Annotated in this window: 21 protein-coding genes; 17 read left to right on the forward strand and 4 right to left on the reverse strand. The window is 62.6% G+C overall.

All coding sequences use genetic code 11. The features are described from left to right. Positions 1-5: 5 nt before the first annotated feature. Complete coding sequence (locus ACIPUD_RS11070; RefSeq protein ID WP_446480637.1) at positions 6-539, reverse strand: GIY-YIG nuclease family protein; 534 nt, start codon at positions 537-539, stop codon at positions 6-8. Positions 540-542: 3 nt separating this feature from the next. Continuing rightward, positions 543-779, reverse strand: a complete 237-nt coding sequence (locus tag ACIPUD_RS11075; protein ID WP_446480638.1) for a helix-turn-helix domain-containing protein — start codon at positions 777-779, stop codon at positions 543-545. A 17-nt stretch (positions 780-796) separates the two neighbouring features. Here ACIPUD_RS11075 and ACIPUD_RS11080 point away from each other — a divergent pair, with 17 nt between their 5' ends. Beyond that, entirely contained in the window at positions 797-1,618 is an 822-nt protein-coding gene (locus ACIPUD_RS11080) for an XRE family transcriptional regulator (RefSeq protein ID WP_446480639.1), read from the forward strand. Positions 1,619-1,976: 358 nt separating this feature from the next. Next, entirely contained in the window at positions 1,977-2,297 is a 321-nt protein-coding gene (locus ACIPUD_RS11085; RefSeq protein ID WP_446480640.1) for a hypothetical protein, read from the forward strand. Here the strand turns inward: ACIPUD_RS11085 and ACIPUD_RS11090 are convergent. Continuing rightward, complete coding sequence (locus ACIPUD_RS11090) at positions 2,284-2,796, reverse strand: hypothetical protein (RefSeq protein WP_446480641.1); 513 nt, start codon at positions 2,794-2,796, stop codon at positions 2,284-2,286. The genes ACIPUD_RS11085 and ACIPUD_RS11090 overlap by 14 nt on opposite strands. Beyond that, entirely contained in the window at positions 2,780-3,832 is a 1,053-nt protein-coding gene (locus tag ACIPUD_RS11095) for a hypothetical protein (protein ID WP_446480642.1), read from the reverse strand. The genes ACIPUD_RS11090 and ACIPUD_RS11095 overlap by 17 nt, the downstream gene beginning before the upstream one ends. A 213-nt stretch (positions 3,833-4,045) precedes the next feature. Between ACIPUD_RS11095 and ACIPUD_RS11100 the strand changes: the two genes are divergently transcribed. The 15 genes from ACIPUD_RS11100 to ACIPUD_RS11170 all read left to right on the forward strand — a co-directional run bounded on the left by ACIPUD_RS11100 (position 4,046) and on the right by ACIPUD_RS11170 (position 12,622). Further along, positions 4,046-4,279 (forward strand): hypothetical protein, encoded by a 234-nt coding sequence (locus ACIPUD_RS11100; RefSeq protein WP_446480643.1) that lies wholly within the window; start codon positions 4,046-4,048, stop codon positions 4,277-4,279. Then, the gene (locus ACIPUD_RS11105; RefSeq protein WP_446480644.1) at positions 4,273-4,593 is read left to right on the forward strand and encodes a hypothetical protein; all 321 of its coding nucleotides are present in this window, start codon (positions 4,273-4,275) and stop codon (positions 4,591-4,593) included. Before ACIPUD_RS11100 ends, ACIPUD_RS11105 begins: the two co-directional genes overlap by 7 nt. Further along, on the forward strand, positions 4,590-4,862 hold the full coding sequence (locus ACIPUD_RS11110; protein WP_446480645.1) for a hypothetical protein: 273 nt from the start codon (positions 4,590-4,592) through the stop codon (positions 4,860-4,862). The genes ACIPUD_RS11105 and ACIPUD_RS11110 overlap by 4 nt, the downstream gene beginning before the upstream one ends. Further along, positions 4,859-5,149, forward strand: a complete 291-nt coding sequence (locus ACIPUD_RS11115) for a hypothetical protein (RefSeq protein WP_446480646.1) — start codon at positions 4,859-4,861, stop codon at positions 5,147-5,149. Before ACIPUD_RS11110 ends, ACIPUD_RS11115 begins: the two co-directional genes overlap by 4 nt. A 17-nt stretch (positions 5,150-5,166) precedes the next feature. Beyond that, positions 5,167-5,382 carry a hypothetical protein gene (locus tag ACIPUD_RS11120; protein WP_446480647.1) on the forward strand — a complete coding sequence of 72 codons (216 nt, stop codon included), beginning with the start codon at positions 5,167-5,169 and terminating at the stop codon, positions 5,380-5,382. After that, complete coding sequence (locus ACIPUD_RS11125) at positions 5,379-5,504, forward strand: hypothetical protein (protein WP_446480648.1); 126 nt, start codon at positions 5,379-5,381, stop codon at positions 5,502-5,504. Before ACIPUD_RS11120 ends, ACIPUD_RS11125 begins: the two co-directional genes overlap by 4 nt. 115 nt (positions 5,505-5,619) lie before the next feature. Beyond that, positions 5,620-6,180 carry a hypothetical protein gene (locus ACIPUD_RS11130; RefSeq protein WP_446480649.1) on the forward strand — a complete coding sequence of 187 codons (561 nt, stop codon included), beginning with the start codon at positions 5,620-5,622 and terminating at the stop codon, positions 6,178-6,180. Between the two features lie 8 nt (positions 6,181-6,188). Beyond that, positions 6,189-7,538 carry an AAA family ATPase gene (locus tag ACIPUD_RS11135; protein WP_446480650.1) on the forward strand — a complete coding sequence of 450 codons (1,350 nt, stop codon included), beginning with the start codon at positions 6,189-6,191 and terminating at the stop codon, positions 7,536-7,538. A gap of 117 nt (positions 7,539-7,655) precedes the next feature. After that, positions 7,656-7,991, forward strand: a complete 336-nt coding sequence (locus tag ACIPUD_RS11140) for a hypothetical protein (RefSeq protein ID WP_446480651.1) — start codon at positions 7,656-7,658, stop codon at positions 7,989-7,991. Between the two features lie 140 nt (positions 7,992-8,131). Further along, the gene (locus tag ACIPUD_RS11145; RefSeq protein WP_446480652.1) at positions 8,132-9,172 is read left to right on the forward strand and encodes a PD-(D/E)XK nuclease-like domain-containing protein; all 1,041 of its coding nucleotides are present in this window, start codon (positions 8,132-8,134) and stop codon (positions 9,170-9,172) included. Beyond that, positions 9,169-9,753: an HNH endonuclease gene (locus tag ACIPUD_RS11150; RefSeq protein ID WP_446480653.1), complete on the forward strand. Its 585-nt coding sequence runs from the start codon at positions 9,169-9,171 to the stop codon at positions 9,751-9,753. The genes ACIPUD_RS11145 and ACIPUD_RS11150 overlap by 4 nt, the downstream gene beginning before the upstream one ends. A 23-nt stretch (positions 9,754-9,776) precedes the next feature. Continuing rightward, positions 9,777-11,141, forward strand: a complete 1,365-nt coding sequence (locus ACIPUD_RS11155; protein WP_446480654.1) for a hypothetical protein — start codon at positions 9,777-9,779, stop codon at positions 11,139-11,141. After that, positions 11,141-11,623 carry a hypothetical protein gene (locus tag ACIPUD_RS11160; RefSeq protein ID WP_446480655.1) on the forward strand — a complete coding sequence of 161 codons (483 nt, stop codon included), beginning with the start codon at positions 11,141-11,143 and terminating at the stop codon, positions 11,621-11,623. Before ACIPUD_RS11155 ends, ACIPUD_RS11160 begins: the two co-directional genes overlap by 1 nt. After that, positions 11,620-12,300 carry a helix-turn-helix domain-containing protein gene (locus ACIPUD_RS11165; RefSeq protein WP_446480656.1) on the forward strand — a complete coding sequence of 227 codons (681 nt, stop codon included), beginning with the start codon at positions 11,620-11,622 and terminating at the stop codon, positions 12,298-12,300. Before ACIPUD_RS11160 ends, ACIPUD_RS11165 begins: the two co-directional genes overlap by 4 nt. Beyond that, on the forward strand, positions 12,293-12,622 hold the full coding sequence (locus ACIPUD_RS11170; protein ID WP_446480657.1) for a hypothetical protein: 330 nt from the start codon (positions 12,293-12,295) through the stop codon (positions 12,620-12,622). Before ACIPUD_RS11165 ends, ACIPUD_RS11170 begins: the two co-directional genes overlap by 8 nt. The last annotated feature ends 157 nt before the right edge of the window (positions 12,623-12,779 follow it).

A 12,779-nucleotide genomic window follows, 5' to 3' on the forward strand; every position in this document is an offset into this window, starting at 1 on the left:
CGGCCTCATGCCACACGCAGTTCGGCAGCAGACTGGGCGGCCGCGAGATTTGCCTTGTAAAATTGCTCCACCGAGACGTCGCAGAGCGACATGAGCAATGCCCAGTGCCAATCCCGAATGCCGTTGCGCCTCCACTTATGAATGGCGTCGGGCGTCACTCGCCCGCCGGATGCCGCCGAGATCCTATTTGGACCACCGGCAGCCCAGATAATGTCGCTGATGTCCGGTTGCTCAGGCAGCACGCGTGGTTCGGCTACTTCCGCGGGCCATTCGAATGTTCCGGCGAGAAGAGAGTCCACCGCCGCAATGAGCTCGGGCTCTGGGCGGAACCATTCGCCTTCGAGCCGCAAATGCGGAAAGAGCGCATGAAGCCGCGCCTCATCCTGTGTGGTACCGGAGACGGCGCCGATAAGGGTGATCCGCCACGGACAACCAGTCTGCAGATCACCGACACGATCGAGCGGATCGCTGGCGGTGTATCCGATCTTGATCGGTCCGTCGTGGCCGGCGCGCGCGAAATAGACGGTTGGGAGGGCCATGATTTAGCCCTCGACCGGTTCGTCGGACTCGCCTTCGGCCGCCGCCAGATCAGGAAGGGCTACGAAGTCATTGGGGCTGACTTCGCCTCCGGTCACCTCGAAGATTTTGATGAGGGTTTCCTCGTCCGGCATCCGCTTGCCGGCGACGTAACGGCTGACAGCCGCTTGCGATTTTCCAATGCGATCACCCACCTCCTGGTGGCTGAGACCTTCGCGGGTGATCCAGTCGCTGAGCTTCATGAGAGCGGAATACCATAATGGTATTCACGTCGCAAGCCGATAATACCAAACTGGTTTTAGACAACGTGGTTCCGGTGGATTACCAAATTGGTATGAGTCCGGTAACTCAAAAGTCTAAGATGAAGCATAAACCCAACTTTTTGGCGGCCCATCGGGAAGCGGCCGGAATGCCCGACCATGAACTCGCTAGGTTGGTGGGGACGTCGCAACCGCAGATCAATCGTCTCGAGAATGGTCAAAGAAAACTGACAATCGATTGGCTCAAGAAGATCGCGTCTGCGCTTAAAAAGGAACCAGAGGATCTCCTAAAGCCGCCCTCTGATGGCGGAACGACTTCCGGTAACCATCCCGCAAGCTCAACTTATATTGGTCTTGACGAAGTTAACGTTACCCCGAATGTCGCGCCCGGGAAGAGAGAGGTGAGGTACCCCCGGAAAACATTGCCGATTTACGGCAGGGCCGCGGGAGGGCGCGAAGGAAAATTCGTTTTGAACGGGGAAAAAGTTGGCGAGATCTTACGGCCTCCGAGTTTGGAGGCTGTGGTCGAGGCCTATTGCGTTGAGGCCGTCGGCGACTCCATGTCGCCGGTGATCGAAGAAGGATACAAGCTTTACGTCAATCCGAGCAGACCCTACCGGCGCGGGCACCTGGTCGTTGTGCAAATCCGGACCGATGTCGAGGGCGTGAACGAGGGCTACGCAAAGCGCTTCATTTCCTTCTCGAGCAAGGAACTGGTGCTCGAGCAGGAAAACCCACCGCCGGGGCGAGATCGCGTCATACGATTTCCGGCTGGCGACGTCGTCAGTATCCACCGGATCGTGGGCGTGGAGTTCGACTGAGCCCAATATATTGGTCCAGAAAACAATGGATTCGACTCCCGCAAGAACGGATTCAATGATGCCGCACAACGATAAAAATGGGCGGCGTAAATGCGGGCAGCGAGTATACGAACTGTTGGATCACAGCCTTTTCTCGAGATTTCCTGCTCCGATTGCGGGCACGGTGCGGTCTGGACTCGGGCCGATCTCGCGCTGTACGGCATCGCCGAAGACACGACGGTCGAGACTCTTGGCGCTCACCTGTTCTGCTCGCGCTGTCGCGGCGTCGGCGGCCGCGGCTTCAACGTCGAGATCACTCCTCGCAGCAGCATGCCTGATCAGTCTTGGCGGCGCCGGCGCGCTGGCTGAAGACTGCAAGGTGATCGCAGACGAGAAGGCACGCCTCGCCTGCTTCGACAAGGTCGCCGCGGCACCGGCATCGGCGTCGCTCGATTTCGATTCCGTGAAGCGCGCGATGAACGCCCGATATGCGCCCTACTTCGCCCACCACAACACCAGCCTCATCGGCGAAAAGACCACCGGCGACCGCAAGCTGTTCTACATCCGCGTCCCGGATCCAAACCCGGCGCTCCAGATCTTGGCATCATGCCTGCGGCTCGATGCAGGCGGCTGGATGTGCACCCTCGTCCCGAACTACGGCACCTTCGGCGCGCTGCCGCTTCCAATCAAGGCGAACTGATCTTGCTTGCCATCTCCGCGCGCAACGCAGGCAGCCGCCGCACGAATTCTACCGCGCCCTCGATTTGAGACTGCGCTGAGCGCACCTCATCCATCATCTCGGCGATGGCCGGCAGAAACCGCGACTTCCGTCGCCACCGCCGGCAAGCCAGATCGATCGCTCCAGCAACGGGTTCGAGCGAAAGCACGTCTTCGCGCAACAGGCGGCCATAGGCCTTCGCATTCTGCTGCCCCGAGTTCGGGTAGGCGCTCATCAGCAGTGTCAAATGCAGCGCCAGAACGCCGCGGGGGACAGGCTCCGCCGCGTCCGCAATCTCGGAAGCGTGCTGGCGAGACGTGGCCAGCGCCTGATCGATTTGGACAAGTAATCCCGCGGTCGGTTCGTACGCCGTTGCCACGGCAGTGCGGACCGCATCGAGCTCGCCCCAAGCTCTGTCCAAGCGCTCAAAGGTCCGGACCTCCGGCAGCCCACCACCGCCGGACTCAACGAGATCGCCCATGGAAATCCTCCTCCTTCAGGTCCGACAGCATGCCAATCGCCGCAGTCTCCGCACGGTTCGGCCGCGCACTGCCGCTCGGTCCAGCCCCGCGGGCTGCCCTCTCCGCTTTGAACTCGAGGGATTTCACGATCCAACTCTTCCACGAGAGGCTCCAGCCTGGCCGCTTCTCGCCGGTCTTGAGGAAGTGCAGCCGGAACTTCTCCTCCTCGATCGGGATAGTCTGCGAATTGAATCCGCGCTCGGTCGCGTATTGCCAGTCCTCACCGACGGCCGACCAATCCGACGGAATGGGTATTTTCTCCTGTCGTGGCCGCTTCGTCGGCTTCCGCACCGCTGGAACGAGGGGACCTTCGGCTGGAAGCTCGGCCGCAAGGCCGAGCGCGCCCTGATCCTCTTCCCCTTCTTCCTTTCTTGAATGTTTTATTTCTTCTGTTTTGTGCTGGCCGTGTGCTGACGCTGTGCTGGGACTGTGCTGGGGCTGTGCTGGCACTTTGTCGTCGACCGTGTCATCTGCCTGATCATCGCCCTGATAAATATCGTAATTACAGATTGTTATTGCGGTTACACCCTTGTCAGAGCGTGTGCTGATCATTCCCTCTTTCTCGCATCGACCCAAGTAGCCCCTCACCGCTCCTACGCTCCAGCCCCAAGTTTCGGCCAGAAAACGAAGGGAAGCGGCAAGCTCGCCGCGCTCGAGGTCGACGAAGAACTGACCGAAGCGACGCTGTCGCGGCTTCCATGCCGCCTCAGCGATCATCCAGGTGAAGGCCTCCCGTTCCGAGAAAGCTGCCGGCCGGAAGAACTCGTGCCGGAAGAGCGAACGATAAAGCTTGATGTAGCCGCGACCTGCCAATGGTGATGATTCCCTGAGAAGCGCGCCAGCGTCCCGCGATTTGAGGGGTAAACCTCCGCCGGGCCAGTCGCAATAAAAATAATACCACACTGGTATTGACAGTAAATACCAAAATGGTATTCTTCCGCTCGCCACGGGAGACTTGACCTTGAAGACCGCCCCTTTCACATCGCGCTTTGCCATTCTGGGCGTTCGGTCCGGTCGAGCGGCGTTGGCCAAGCGGATCGCCGCCGGCAAGACGGTGCGGGTCCGTGTCGACATCGTGCTCGACCGACGCCAGAGCCCCGATGACGGTACCTCCATCGAGTTTAGCGGACGCGTGGAGTCCGTGAAGACGTTCAAGGCCCCCGCCCGACCCGGGAAGATCCGGCGTCGGCACTTGCGGAGGGCCGCGCCATGATCAGCCTCGTCACCGGTACCGTCTTCGTCTTCCTCGCGGGAGGCTTCGGCTACCTCATCTGCGGACTGATCAATTCGAGCGAGAAGGAGGCTCTTCGGGAGCGCTGCGGCGAGCTCGAGAACGCGCTCGATGACGCCGGCCGCACGCTCCTCTGCCACGGCTACCGCCATGCGGCGCAGCAGGCGATGAAGACGCTTGGCCGTCGGGTTTTGGAGGACAGCAAATGCTGATCCGAGCCTCCGGCGATCGTCTCTGGATGAAGTTCTTCATGACCCTCGATGTCACGGTAGATGGCCGCTCCATGCGGGACGTGATCGAGGCAGACGACGAGGCCGGTTATGTCGTGCGCTATGTGCGCGACGCCGACGGCGAGCTTGTCGCGCTGAAGAACCGCTACCAAACCGTGCGCGAGGAAGGCGTCGTTGTCTTCCAAGGCCAAAAGCGGTTCAGCCCGGACGACGCGAAGGCAGCAGCCCAGGCTAAGCGCGATCGCCGCCAGATACGCAACATCGCAGTCTCTCGCCGCAACGGAGGCGCCTCATGACCAAGTACATCGCGACCTTCAGCAATGGAGAGACGATTACTTCACCGAGCCGATGCAGCGCGGCGCGCACTCATGCTTGGCTCGCGCGCGGTCGGCTAGCGAGCGGCAAAGCTTGGTCGATGTCCGGATTCTCAAGAACCGGCGAACTCAACGCACGAAAGTCGATGGCGATCTCGACGTCGCACCTGCACAAGACTGAGGGCGTCACCTTCGATATCGAAGAGGTTCAGCCCGCCACCGCGATTGTTGAGGAGGTGGCGGCAGCATGATCGCACTTGATACCCAAAAGATCATTGACGACCTCGGATTCCGTGCCGCCTGGCTCGAGAAAACGATCCAGATGAACATCGCGCGCTTGCAGGCGATGGCCGCAAAAGCTGGCAATGGCCCCTCGGACGCCAGCGATCTGCTCGAAGACACCATCAAGAGCTTCGCTGAGCTCCAGATCTGCGCGGCCGACCGCGCGCGCGTGTTCCGTTGCGAGTCCGCGACCATCATTCCGTTACGGATGGCGGCAGCCGAGACGTTGCCGCGTCCAGAATTGGTGACTCCATGAATGTGGCAGAGCCATGCGTGCGCCCGCTTGGCGTCAGCCTGATGTTTGCGTCGCGCGCCGAGATCGAGGCTGCGCCGGCGCCGGAACGCGAGGCATATTACGCGATCGTCGAGGCGTTCCTTGCCGAGCCCGCCAGCTGCGACATGCGCCGATCGTCCGCCGAGGATCTGGCGCGCGAGACCGTGCTCGATTCCCGTCTTGCCGGCATCAACAACGACTGGTGCTCGGCGTGAGCACCGCTGTCGGCGTTGCGCTTGTTATCGTTGCGGTGGTCGCTCTCGTCATTGCGATCGGGTTAGCCGCCGTCGCCTCGTTCTGGTTCGGGGGAGACGAAGACGAGGAAGAGTTTGAATGACGTTCGTGCGTGAGTTCACGGCCTTCACGGCCATCGTCCTGTTCGTGTTTTCGGTCGTCACCGCGACGGCGCCGCATCTCTGAGGTCTCGATTAATGGTTGATCAGCACCGGCCCATGATGAGTCCAGAAACGTTGACGCGTCTTGCCGGCGCGATGACGGAATTCTCGACCGCTTGGGCGGCGGATGTCGACGCATTGCGGACCGTCGAGGCCGAGTTGTCGACAACAACGACCTTGCTCAACACCGCGAACATGCGTCGGGAAGACCTCCAGGCCGATCTCGACGCCGCGCTGGCCAATAACAAGCTTCTGCTTGATCGGAATGCCTATCTCGAGGCGCAGATCATGCTGATCGCCGATCGCGCACAGGACGCCGAGCATGGGATGGCCGCAGTCCGTCAGCGCGTGGACGCCACTGTCCGCGGTGATGGTACGACGCGGGACCGCGTCTCGGCGCCCGTCGCGCCGGTCGAACGGCTCGCAAAACTGGTGCGGGAAATCGAGACTACACAGCCGGCCGCCGTGGCCGCGGCCGCGCCAGAGCAGCCGCGCCAGGTCCGCGAGATCGCCGCAGACCAGCCGGACGGCACCGAACTTCCCCAGGAGCCGCCGCCAATCGTGCGCCGCACGATGCCGCCCGCCAATGACTTCATCCGGCACGCAGCCGCGCAATAGGACCGATCATGTCTGACGACTCCCTCCGCATCCTCAGCCTCGATATTGAGAACGTCCTACGGGTGGTCGCGGTGCGCATCCGCCCTGACGGCAAGGTCGTCGAGCTCACCGGTAAGAACCGGCAAGGCAAGTCGTCGGTTATTGACGCGCTGTGGTGCGCGTTTGGCGGTGAGAAAATGATCCCGCCGGATCCGATCCATGACGGCGCGGAGGAAGGAAACATCCTCGTCGGGATCGGCGATGACAGCGGGGTCAAATACAGCGTCAAACGCAAGATCAAGAAGGCGGACAACGACAAGGGCTACTCCACCAGCCTGATGATCCAGGGTGAAGGCGGCGCCCGGTTCGAAAACCCGCAGAAGATGCTGAACAACATGATCGGGCCGCTCAGCTGCGATCCGCTGGACTTCATCGCGATGAAGCCAAAAGAGCAGTTCGATCTGCTCAAGAAATTCGTTGCCGGCGTCGACTTCGATGCCATTGCCAAAGCCAATGACGACGACTTCAAGACCCGGACCGACGTTAACCGCGACGCCAAGGCCCTGCGCACGCGCGCCGAGGCCATCGTTTTTGATATCGCCGCGCCGACAGCCCGCCAGGATGAGGCGGCGCTGGTCGCCGAGCTCGCCGCGGCCGGCGAGAAGAACGCCGCGGCGGTACGATTCCGGGCCGAGCAAGCTTCGAAGGGGCAACGTGCGGATGCCCTCGACCATGCCGCCGAGGAATTGACGGCTCGTGTCGCCGCGCTCCAGCAGGAGATCGAGCGCCTCAACGCCGAAGCCAGTGCAAAGGAAGACGAAGCCACCCGTCTCCGCATGGAGATTGCTGAGGCCGGCGATGGTCCGACCGCTGTCGACACCGGCGATCTCGCGGCCAAGATCGATGCGGCGCGCCAGGCGAACGCGCGGTTCGACGCTGCGGAACGCGGGCGCGCGGACAAGGCCCGGCTTGAGACCGAAGCATCCGTCCTCGAAAAGCAATCCGAGGCGCTGTCGAGGGCGATCAAGGACCGCGACACCGCCAAAGAAAAAGCGGTCGCGGAAGCCAAGATGCCCTTCCCCGGCATTTCCTTCGGCGACGGCGCCATCCTGCTCGACGGCCACCCGCTTAGCCAGGGCAGCCAGGCCCAGAAGCTCAGCCTCGCCATCGCGATCGCCGTCGCGCTGCAACCTCGCCTCCGGTTCATCACCACCAAGAACGCCGCGTTGCTCGATGATGACTCGTGGCAGGCCCTCGTCCGTCTGGCCGAGGAACAGAACCTGATGGTGATCGCCGAGACGGTGAATTCCGACCGGCCCACCGCAGTCGTCATCGAGGACGGCCACGTCCGCGGCGCGGCGCGACAAGCAGCGGAGTAACCCATGCTCGCATCCTTCCTGCGCACTTTCTGGAATCCGCCCCGGGAGACGGCTCCGCTCTGGGCGAATGAACTGAAGCACATGCTGAGCCAAGTCCTACGAGGAGAACGACTACTCATGTCCCAAGCCCAAGACCTCAATAACGCGGTGATTGCCCTGACGTCGGGGTTCGCAGCGCTCGACACCGCCGTCCAGGCGCAACTGGCCGCGGCCGCCGCTGCCAATCAGAGCGGCGATACCGCGCTGATCTCGCAGTCCATCGCGAACATCGGCGCCATCACCTCGAAGATGGCCGCCGATGCCGCCGCCCTGACGGCTGCAGTCCCGGGCGCGACCACCGTCGCCCCGCCGGCCACGACCACGCCGGTCGTCGACGCCAAGCCCGATGCCGACCTGCCGTCTATCGACGCGCCGACCATTACGGCGCCCGACGCGACGCCGCCGACCGCCTGACCACACAGCAACATTGCCGTGCGAGCCCCCACTCGCACGGCCGCATCCCTCCCCTGAATTGGAACGCCGAAATGAATGCTCTCGTCTCAGCCCCTCGCAGCAACAACACCGTCCGCCACGATGACGGAATCTATTTTGGCTTGGACGAGACCACCTACCACGCCGACGAAGCTTTGGGTTCGACCTCGCTCAAAGAGCTCGTGCTCGATCCCGTCGAGTACCAAGACGACAAGCTCAACCCGGGTGAAGAAAAGGAAAGCATGGCGCTCAAATGGGGCCACGCGATCCACTGCCGCGCCTTGGAAGGGCGGCTCTCGCTCGCGGAGCGGTTCGCGATCGCGCCGGCAATCTCCGACTACAAAGGTGCTCTGGTTACCATGGCGGATCTTACGCGCCATTGCAAAACGATCGGCGTGAAGCCGGGCAAGACTAAAGCGGAGGCAATCGCAGCCATTCGCGACTTCGATAAGGCGGTTCAGATCTGGGACGAGATCCAAGCAAAGTTTGAGGCCGACAACGTCGGCAAAGAAATCCTGCCGCGCGCGGCGCTCGACCAGATCGAGAAGGCTGTGCGCTGGATGCAGCGGTCAAAGAAGATCGCGCCTGTCATGAAAGACGGCACGTTCGTCGCAGGCGCCAGCGAAGTCAGCATCTTTTACACGGAGAATGGCGTCCGCCTCAAAGCGCGGATAGACCATCTTCTCGCGCACGCCGTCGTCGACTTGAAATCATTCCGACCTTTCTACCGGGAAAACATCGTCGAGGCCGCGAAGAAGGCGGTCAGCCGCATGCGGTATGACCTCCAGGCTGGCGCCTACCTCAAGGCGCTACGGGCCGCGGCGGCGCTGCATGCCGAGGGCCGCGTCTTCAACAATCCCTACCCGAAAGATTTCCTAGACGAGGTGTTCGCATCGCTTGCGACCGCGCAGCGCTCGCCCGCTGCCGATGACGCGATGAAGTGGGTGTGGGTCATGATCAAGGCCAACGGCGCCCCGCAAACGGTGGTCGGCGAGTTTGACCTCACCAGCATGATCTTCCGCCAAGCCGTTGTCGACGTCGAGCGCGCGATTGGTGAGTACCGCCATTTCATGGAGGCGTTTGGTCCGGACCAGGAATGGGTTCGTGAGATCCCCGCGCAGCTGTGGGGCGATACGGATTTCAATTCGTGGAGCTTCCTGTGACGGAAGTCATCAAGCGGCGCCACGCGAAGGCAGCAGGCCTTCTCTATTATTTCACGGGCAAGCCGTGCCCGCACGGGCACCTTGCCACACGCAATGTTGCTTCGCGCAACTGCATGGCATGCGTTGAAGCCGCCAGCATCATGTACAGTCGCGTTCACCGCGATAAGTGCAGTGCTGCCAAGATTCGTCGTTACCATCAAAACCCGGCCTCGACGAAGCTGTCGGTCAAACGGTGGCAATCAAAGAATGCCGACAAGGTCCGCGGATACAAGCGGAAATGGCAGGCGGATAATCCCGAGGCGGGGCGCGTCCGCACGCGGAATCGGCGGGCTCGCCTGAGGTCAGCACCAGGTGCGCACACGCTGAGCGATATTCGCGACATCATGCGGCTTCAGCGAGGTCGATGCGCCTATTGCCCGGCGCGCCTTGGCTCAAGCGATCCGGTCGATCACATCCACGCTCTTGTCCGCGGCGGCTCCAATGATCGCCGAAACCTGCAGATTCTTTGCAAGCCCTGCAACTCCCGCAAGGGCGCGAAAGATCCAATCGATTTCGCCCGCCAGCTTGGCTTCCTGATCTGACCGTTGCCACAAGGAACTGACGAATGAATACGAAAGTCGACATCGACGAAGAGTCCGCGCCGGTTGAGGTCTTGTCGCCGAGCGACATTACCTTGGCCGTGGGGCTCACCACGGCAGAGATCGACCAGCAAATCGCGACCGCGCACAAATGGCCGCGGTCCATCAAGCGCGTTTCGGACAACATCCTCCAGCTTGCAACGCTCGATGAAGAAACCGCGGAAGAGTGCATGTACTCCGTGCCGCGTGATGGAAAGACGATCGAGGGTCCGTCGGCGCGTTTCGCGGAGATCATTTTCAGCCAGTGGGGGAATTGCCGCGTGGTCGGCCGGACGGTCCGCGACGAGCACGACTCGGTCGTGGCCCAGGCGGTGTTCCATGATCTCGAGGCCAATGCTGCGCTGGCGACGGAGGTCGAACGGCGCGTCGTCACCAAGAAGGGCAAGCGCTATTCTGTCGACGGCGTGATGAACACGAAGAACGCGGCGATCTCCATCGCTCGTCGCAACGTGATCCTTGCCGGCGTTCCAAAAGCGGTTTGGCGCAAGGCCTACAATGCCGCGCGCCAGGTTGTGATGGGCGACCTCCAGACGCTGGCGAACCGACGCGGCGCAGCGCTCACTGCCTTCCAGCGGTTCGGCGTCATTCCGGCACAAATATTCGCGGTGCTCGACGTCCCCGGTGAGGAGGATATCACCCTCGACCATCTGGTTACACTGCGCGGCATGCTCTCCGCCCTCAAGAACGAGGAAGCGACAGTCGAGCAGATCTTCCCACGGCAGGAGCGCGAGCGGGAGCAGGACACTGATCGCAACCCTCTCGTGAGGGGTGCCGCCTCGAAAGATTCCATCAGCACTGGAGGGCCTCAGCATGAAGTAAGCAGCAACAACACCGACAAGGGAGATCAGCGTGCTGATGGCACCGCGTCGGCCGAGAATCGATCTGCAGCTGTGCAGCAGGACAGCCAGGCCGGGGCAGCGCCGGCCAACGAAACATCCCAACAGGCATCGGCCTCTCCAGCCCCAGCCGATGCCGGGGCGAGTTCCTCCACCCACAAGGACTCGCCCCAACCTGACCTGCTGTCCGGAGCGACCACCCGCGACAGCAGCGGCCAGCCGCCGGCACGGCAGGCCGAGGGGGCGGGCGACTCTCGTGGCGAGACAAAGCCCGCCCCCGACCTGCGCGGCTACAACCGCGCGCTGGCCACAATCAACAGCGGCGGACCCGCCAAGCTTGGCAAGATGGCCCAGAACTGGACGGCCGCGAACGGCGAGTTCACCGGCGATGCTGAGAAGAAGCGCGCCGAGATCTACGCCGCGCACGTCCGGCGGCTCAATGGCGAGATCGATATGGAAGGCTGCATGAAGCAGGCCGAAGGGATCATCGGCTGATGGCTATCCTTGATCGTCCCCCTCCGGACTGGAAGCGGCCCTCGATCCCCTGCAAGGTCAAACTGCAGGTGCTGATCAACCAAGAGGGCCGCAGCACCGTCTGCAAAACGAAGCTCGGCCGGATCGAAGACACCCATTTCGATCACCGGCCGCCGCTCGAGGCCAGGAAGTTCGATACAGCGATGTGGGACACCGTCCCGCCGGCGAACGACCCGGGTCACATCGAGGCCATCACGGTAGAGCAGCACGACCGGCGCACCAACGGTCCCGGCGGCACAAAGCGCATCACGACGCGCGGGTCCGATTCCGGCGAGCGCGCGCGAACGCGCAACATCCGCCGCACCTTCGACGACCATCAGGGCGCGATGGCAGCCAAGGCTAAGGGCAAGCCACGTCCCAAACCATCGAAACCGAAACGCAAGATCCCGGGGCGGTCGTCGTTCCCGCAGGGTCGCAAATTCGAGTCACGGAGGCAGGCATGAGCACAGCGCTTGTACTGGTTCGCGAGCGGTCGTTCGCGCAAGAACTGACAAACCACTATCGCGCGGTCAGGGCACGGCTTGGCGCGCCGGAGACGGTGCCCGCGCTGCCGCCCGCGCGCCGCGAGCTAATCCTCGCCGAGGCATGGGTGCCGCTCGACGTGATCGATCGCCTGGCGCCGAGCCCCTTGCTGACGCGGGCTCCGCGGCTCAGCGGCGTAACGGCACCGCTCCTACCGGCCCCAGAACCCCACATCGTCCGGGACGTCGTCCCGCGCCGCCACGGCTGTGTCGAGTTCTCTGGGCGCGCACTCAATGACGACGCGCTCCAATACGCGCGCCGGCGCACGGTCGCTGCCTACCTGGCCGCGGTAAAGGCGGATCCTGGCGGACCTCGGTTGACAATGATCCGCCATGCCGCCGCGGTGGCCTTCAAGATCGACTCCGGCGCGCTCATCTCTGCCGGCCGGCAGAAGGCCCTCCAGCAGGGCCGCCAGTTCGCCATGTGCATGGCGCGGACGCTTACCGGCGCCAGCCTCGGCCAGATCGGCCGTGCGTTCGGTGGTCGCGACCACACCACGGCCCACCACGCCTTCAAGAAGCTGCGCCCGGCGCTGCTGGATCTCCTGGGCGAGATGTACGACGGCGGTTCATGTGAAGTCTGGCTCTCTGATGTCTGAGGCACCCGACCAGCAGACGAAGTCCGTCATCCGCTCGAAACGCGTGCTGCATCTGCGCGCCGCCGGTGGTTCGACCTATGGGGACGAACTGCTGGATCAGGCGGGGAACGTCATCGGTTATTGCTCGACTTGGGTCGGTACTGGGAAGAAACACGGGAAATCGAAGTCCGTCTACACGCTGAAGACCGAGGCTGGCGATAGTCCGGAGTTCGCCACTGCCGCTGAATTCCGCGAAGCCTACGCCAAAAAGCTCGAGAACGATAAGCGCGATGCCGAATGGAAGTCGGCCGAACCGCCTGCAGGGGACGCGGCATCATGTTGAAATGGCGCGGCCGGACCGCAGTTCTCGAATGCGACAGTTGCGAGCTCGAGATCGAGAGCAAGCCAGGCGAGACATTCGACGAGTTCACTGCTCGGCGCAAGGAAGCTGGCTGGACGGCCTCAAGGGTCGGACGCAGCCAAGACTACACCCACGGCTG

Source organism: Bradyrhizobium sp. CAR08 (assembly GCF_052871955.1).

Bases quoted from the DNA above. Each gene is read 5' to 3' on its own strand.
- ACIPUD_RS11070 (WP_446480637.1), bottom strand. From the start codon at position 539: ATGGCCCTCCCAACCGTCTATTTCGCGCGCGCCGGCCACGACGGACCG.
- ACIPUD_RS11075 (WP_446480638.1), bottom strand. From the start codon at position 779: ATGAAGCTCAGCGACTGGATCACCCGCGAAGGTCTCAGCCACCAGGAG.
- ACIPUD_RS11080 (WP_446480639.1), top strand. From the start codon at position 797: ATGGTATTCACGTCGCAAGCCGATAATACCAAACTGGTTTTAGACAAC.
- ACIPUD_RS11090 (WP_446480641.1), bottom strand. From the start codon at position 2,796: ATGGGCGATCTCGTTGAGTCCGGCGGTGGTGGGCTGCCGGAGGTCCGG.
- ACIPUD_RS11095 (WP_446480642.1), bottom strand. From the start codon at position 3,832: ATGGCAAAGCGCGATGTGAAAGGGGCGGTCTTCAAGGTCAAGTCTCCC.
- ACIPUD_RS11100 (WP_446480643.1), top strand. From the start codon at position 4,046: ATGATCAGCCTCGTCACCGGTACCGTCTTCGTCTTCCTCGCGGGAGGC.
- ACIPUD_RS11105 (WP_446480644.1), top strand. From the start codon at position 4,273: ATGCTGATCCGAGCCTCCGGCGATCGTCTCTGGATGAAGTTCTTCATG.
- ACIPUD_RS11110 (WP_446480645.1), top strand. From the start codon at position 4,590: ATGACCAAGTACATCGCGACCTTCAGCAATGGAGAGACGATTACTTCA.
- ACIPUD_RS11115 (WP_446480646.1), top strand. From the start codon at position 4,859: ATGATCGCACTTGATACCCAAAAGATCATTGACGACCTCGGATTCCGT.
- ACIPUD_RS11130 (WP_446480649.1), top strand. From the start codon at position 5,620: ATGATGAGTCCAGAAACGTTGACGCGTCTTGCCGGCGCGATGACGGAA.
- ACIPUD_RS11135 (WP_446480650.1), top strand. From the start codon at position 6,189: ATGTCTGACGACTCCCTCCGCATCCTCAGCCTCGATATTGAGAACGTC.
- ACIPUD_RS11140 (WP_446480651.1), top strand. From the start codon at position 7,656: ATGTCCCAAGCCCAAGACCTCAATAACGCGGTGATTGCCCTGACGTCG.
- ACIPUD_RS11155 (WP_446480654.1), top strand. From the start codon at position 9,777: ATGAATACGAAAGTCGACATCGACGAAGAGTCCGCGCCGGTTGAGGTC.
- ACIPUD_RS11160 (WP_446480655.1), top strand. From the start codon at position 11,141: ATGGCTATCCTTGATCGTCCCCCTCCGGACTGGAAGCGGCCCTCGATC.
- ACIPUD_RS11165 (WP_446480656.1), top strand. From the start codon at position 11,620: ATGAGCACAGCGCTTGTACTGGTTCGCGAGCGGTCGTTCGCGCAAGAA.
- ACIPUD_RS11170 (WP_446480657.1), top strand. From the start codon at position 12,293: ATGTCTGAGGCACCCGACCAGCAGACGAAGTCCGTCATCCGCTCGAAA.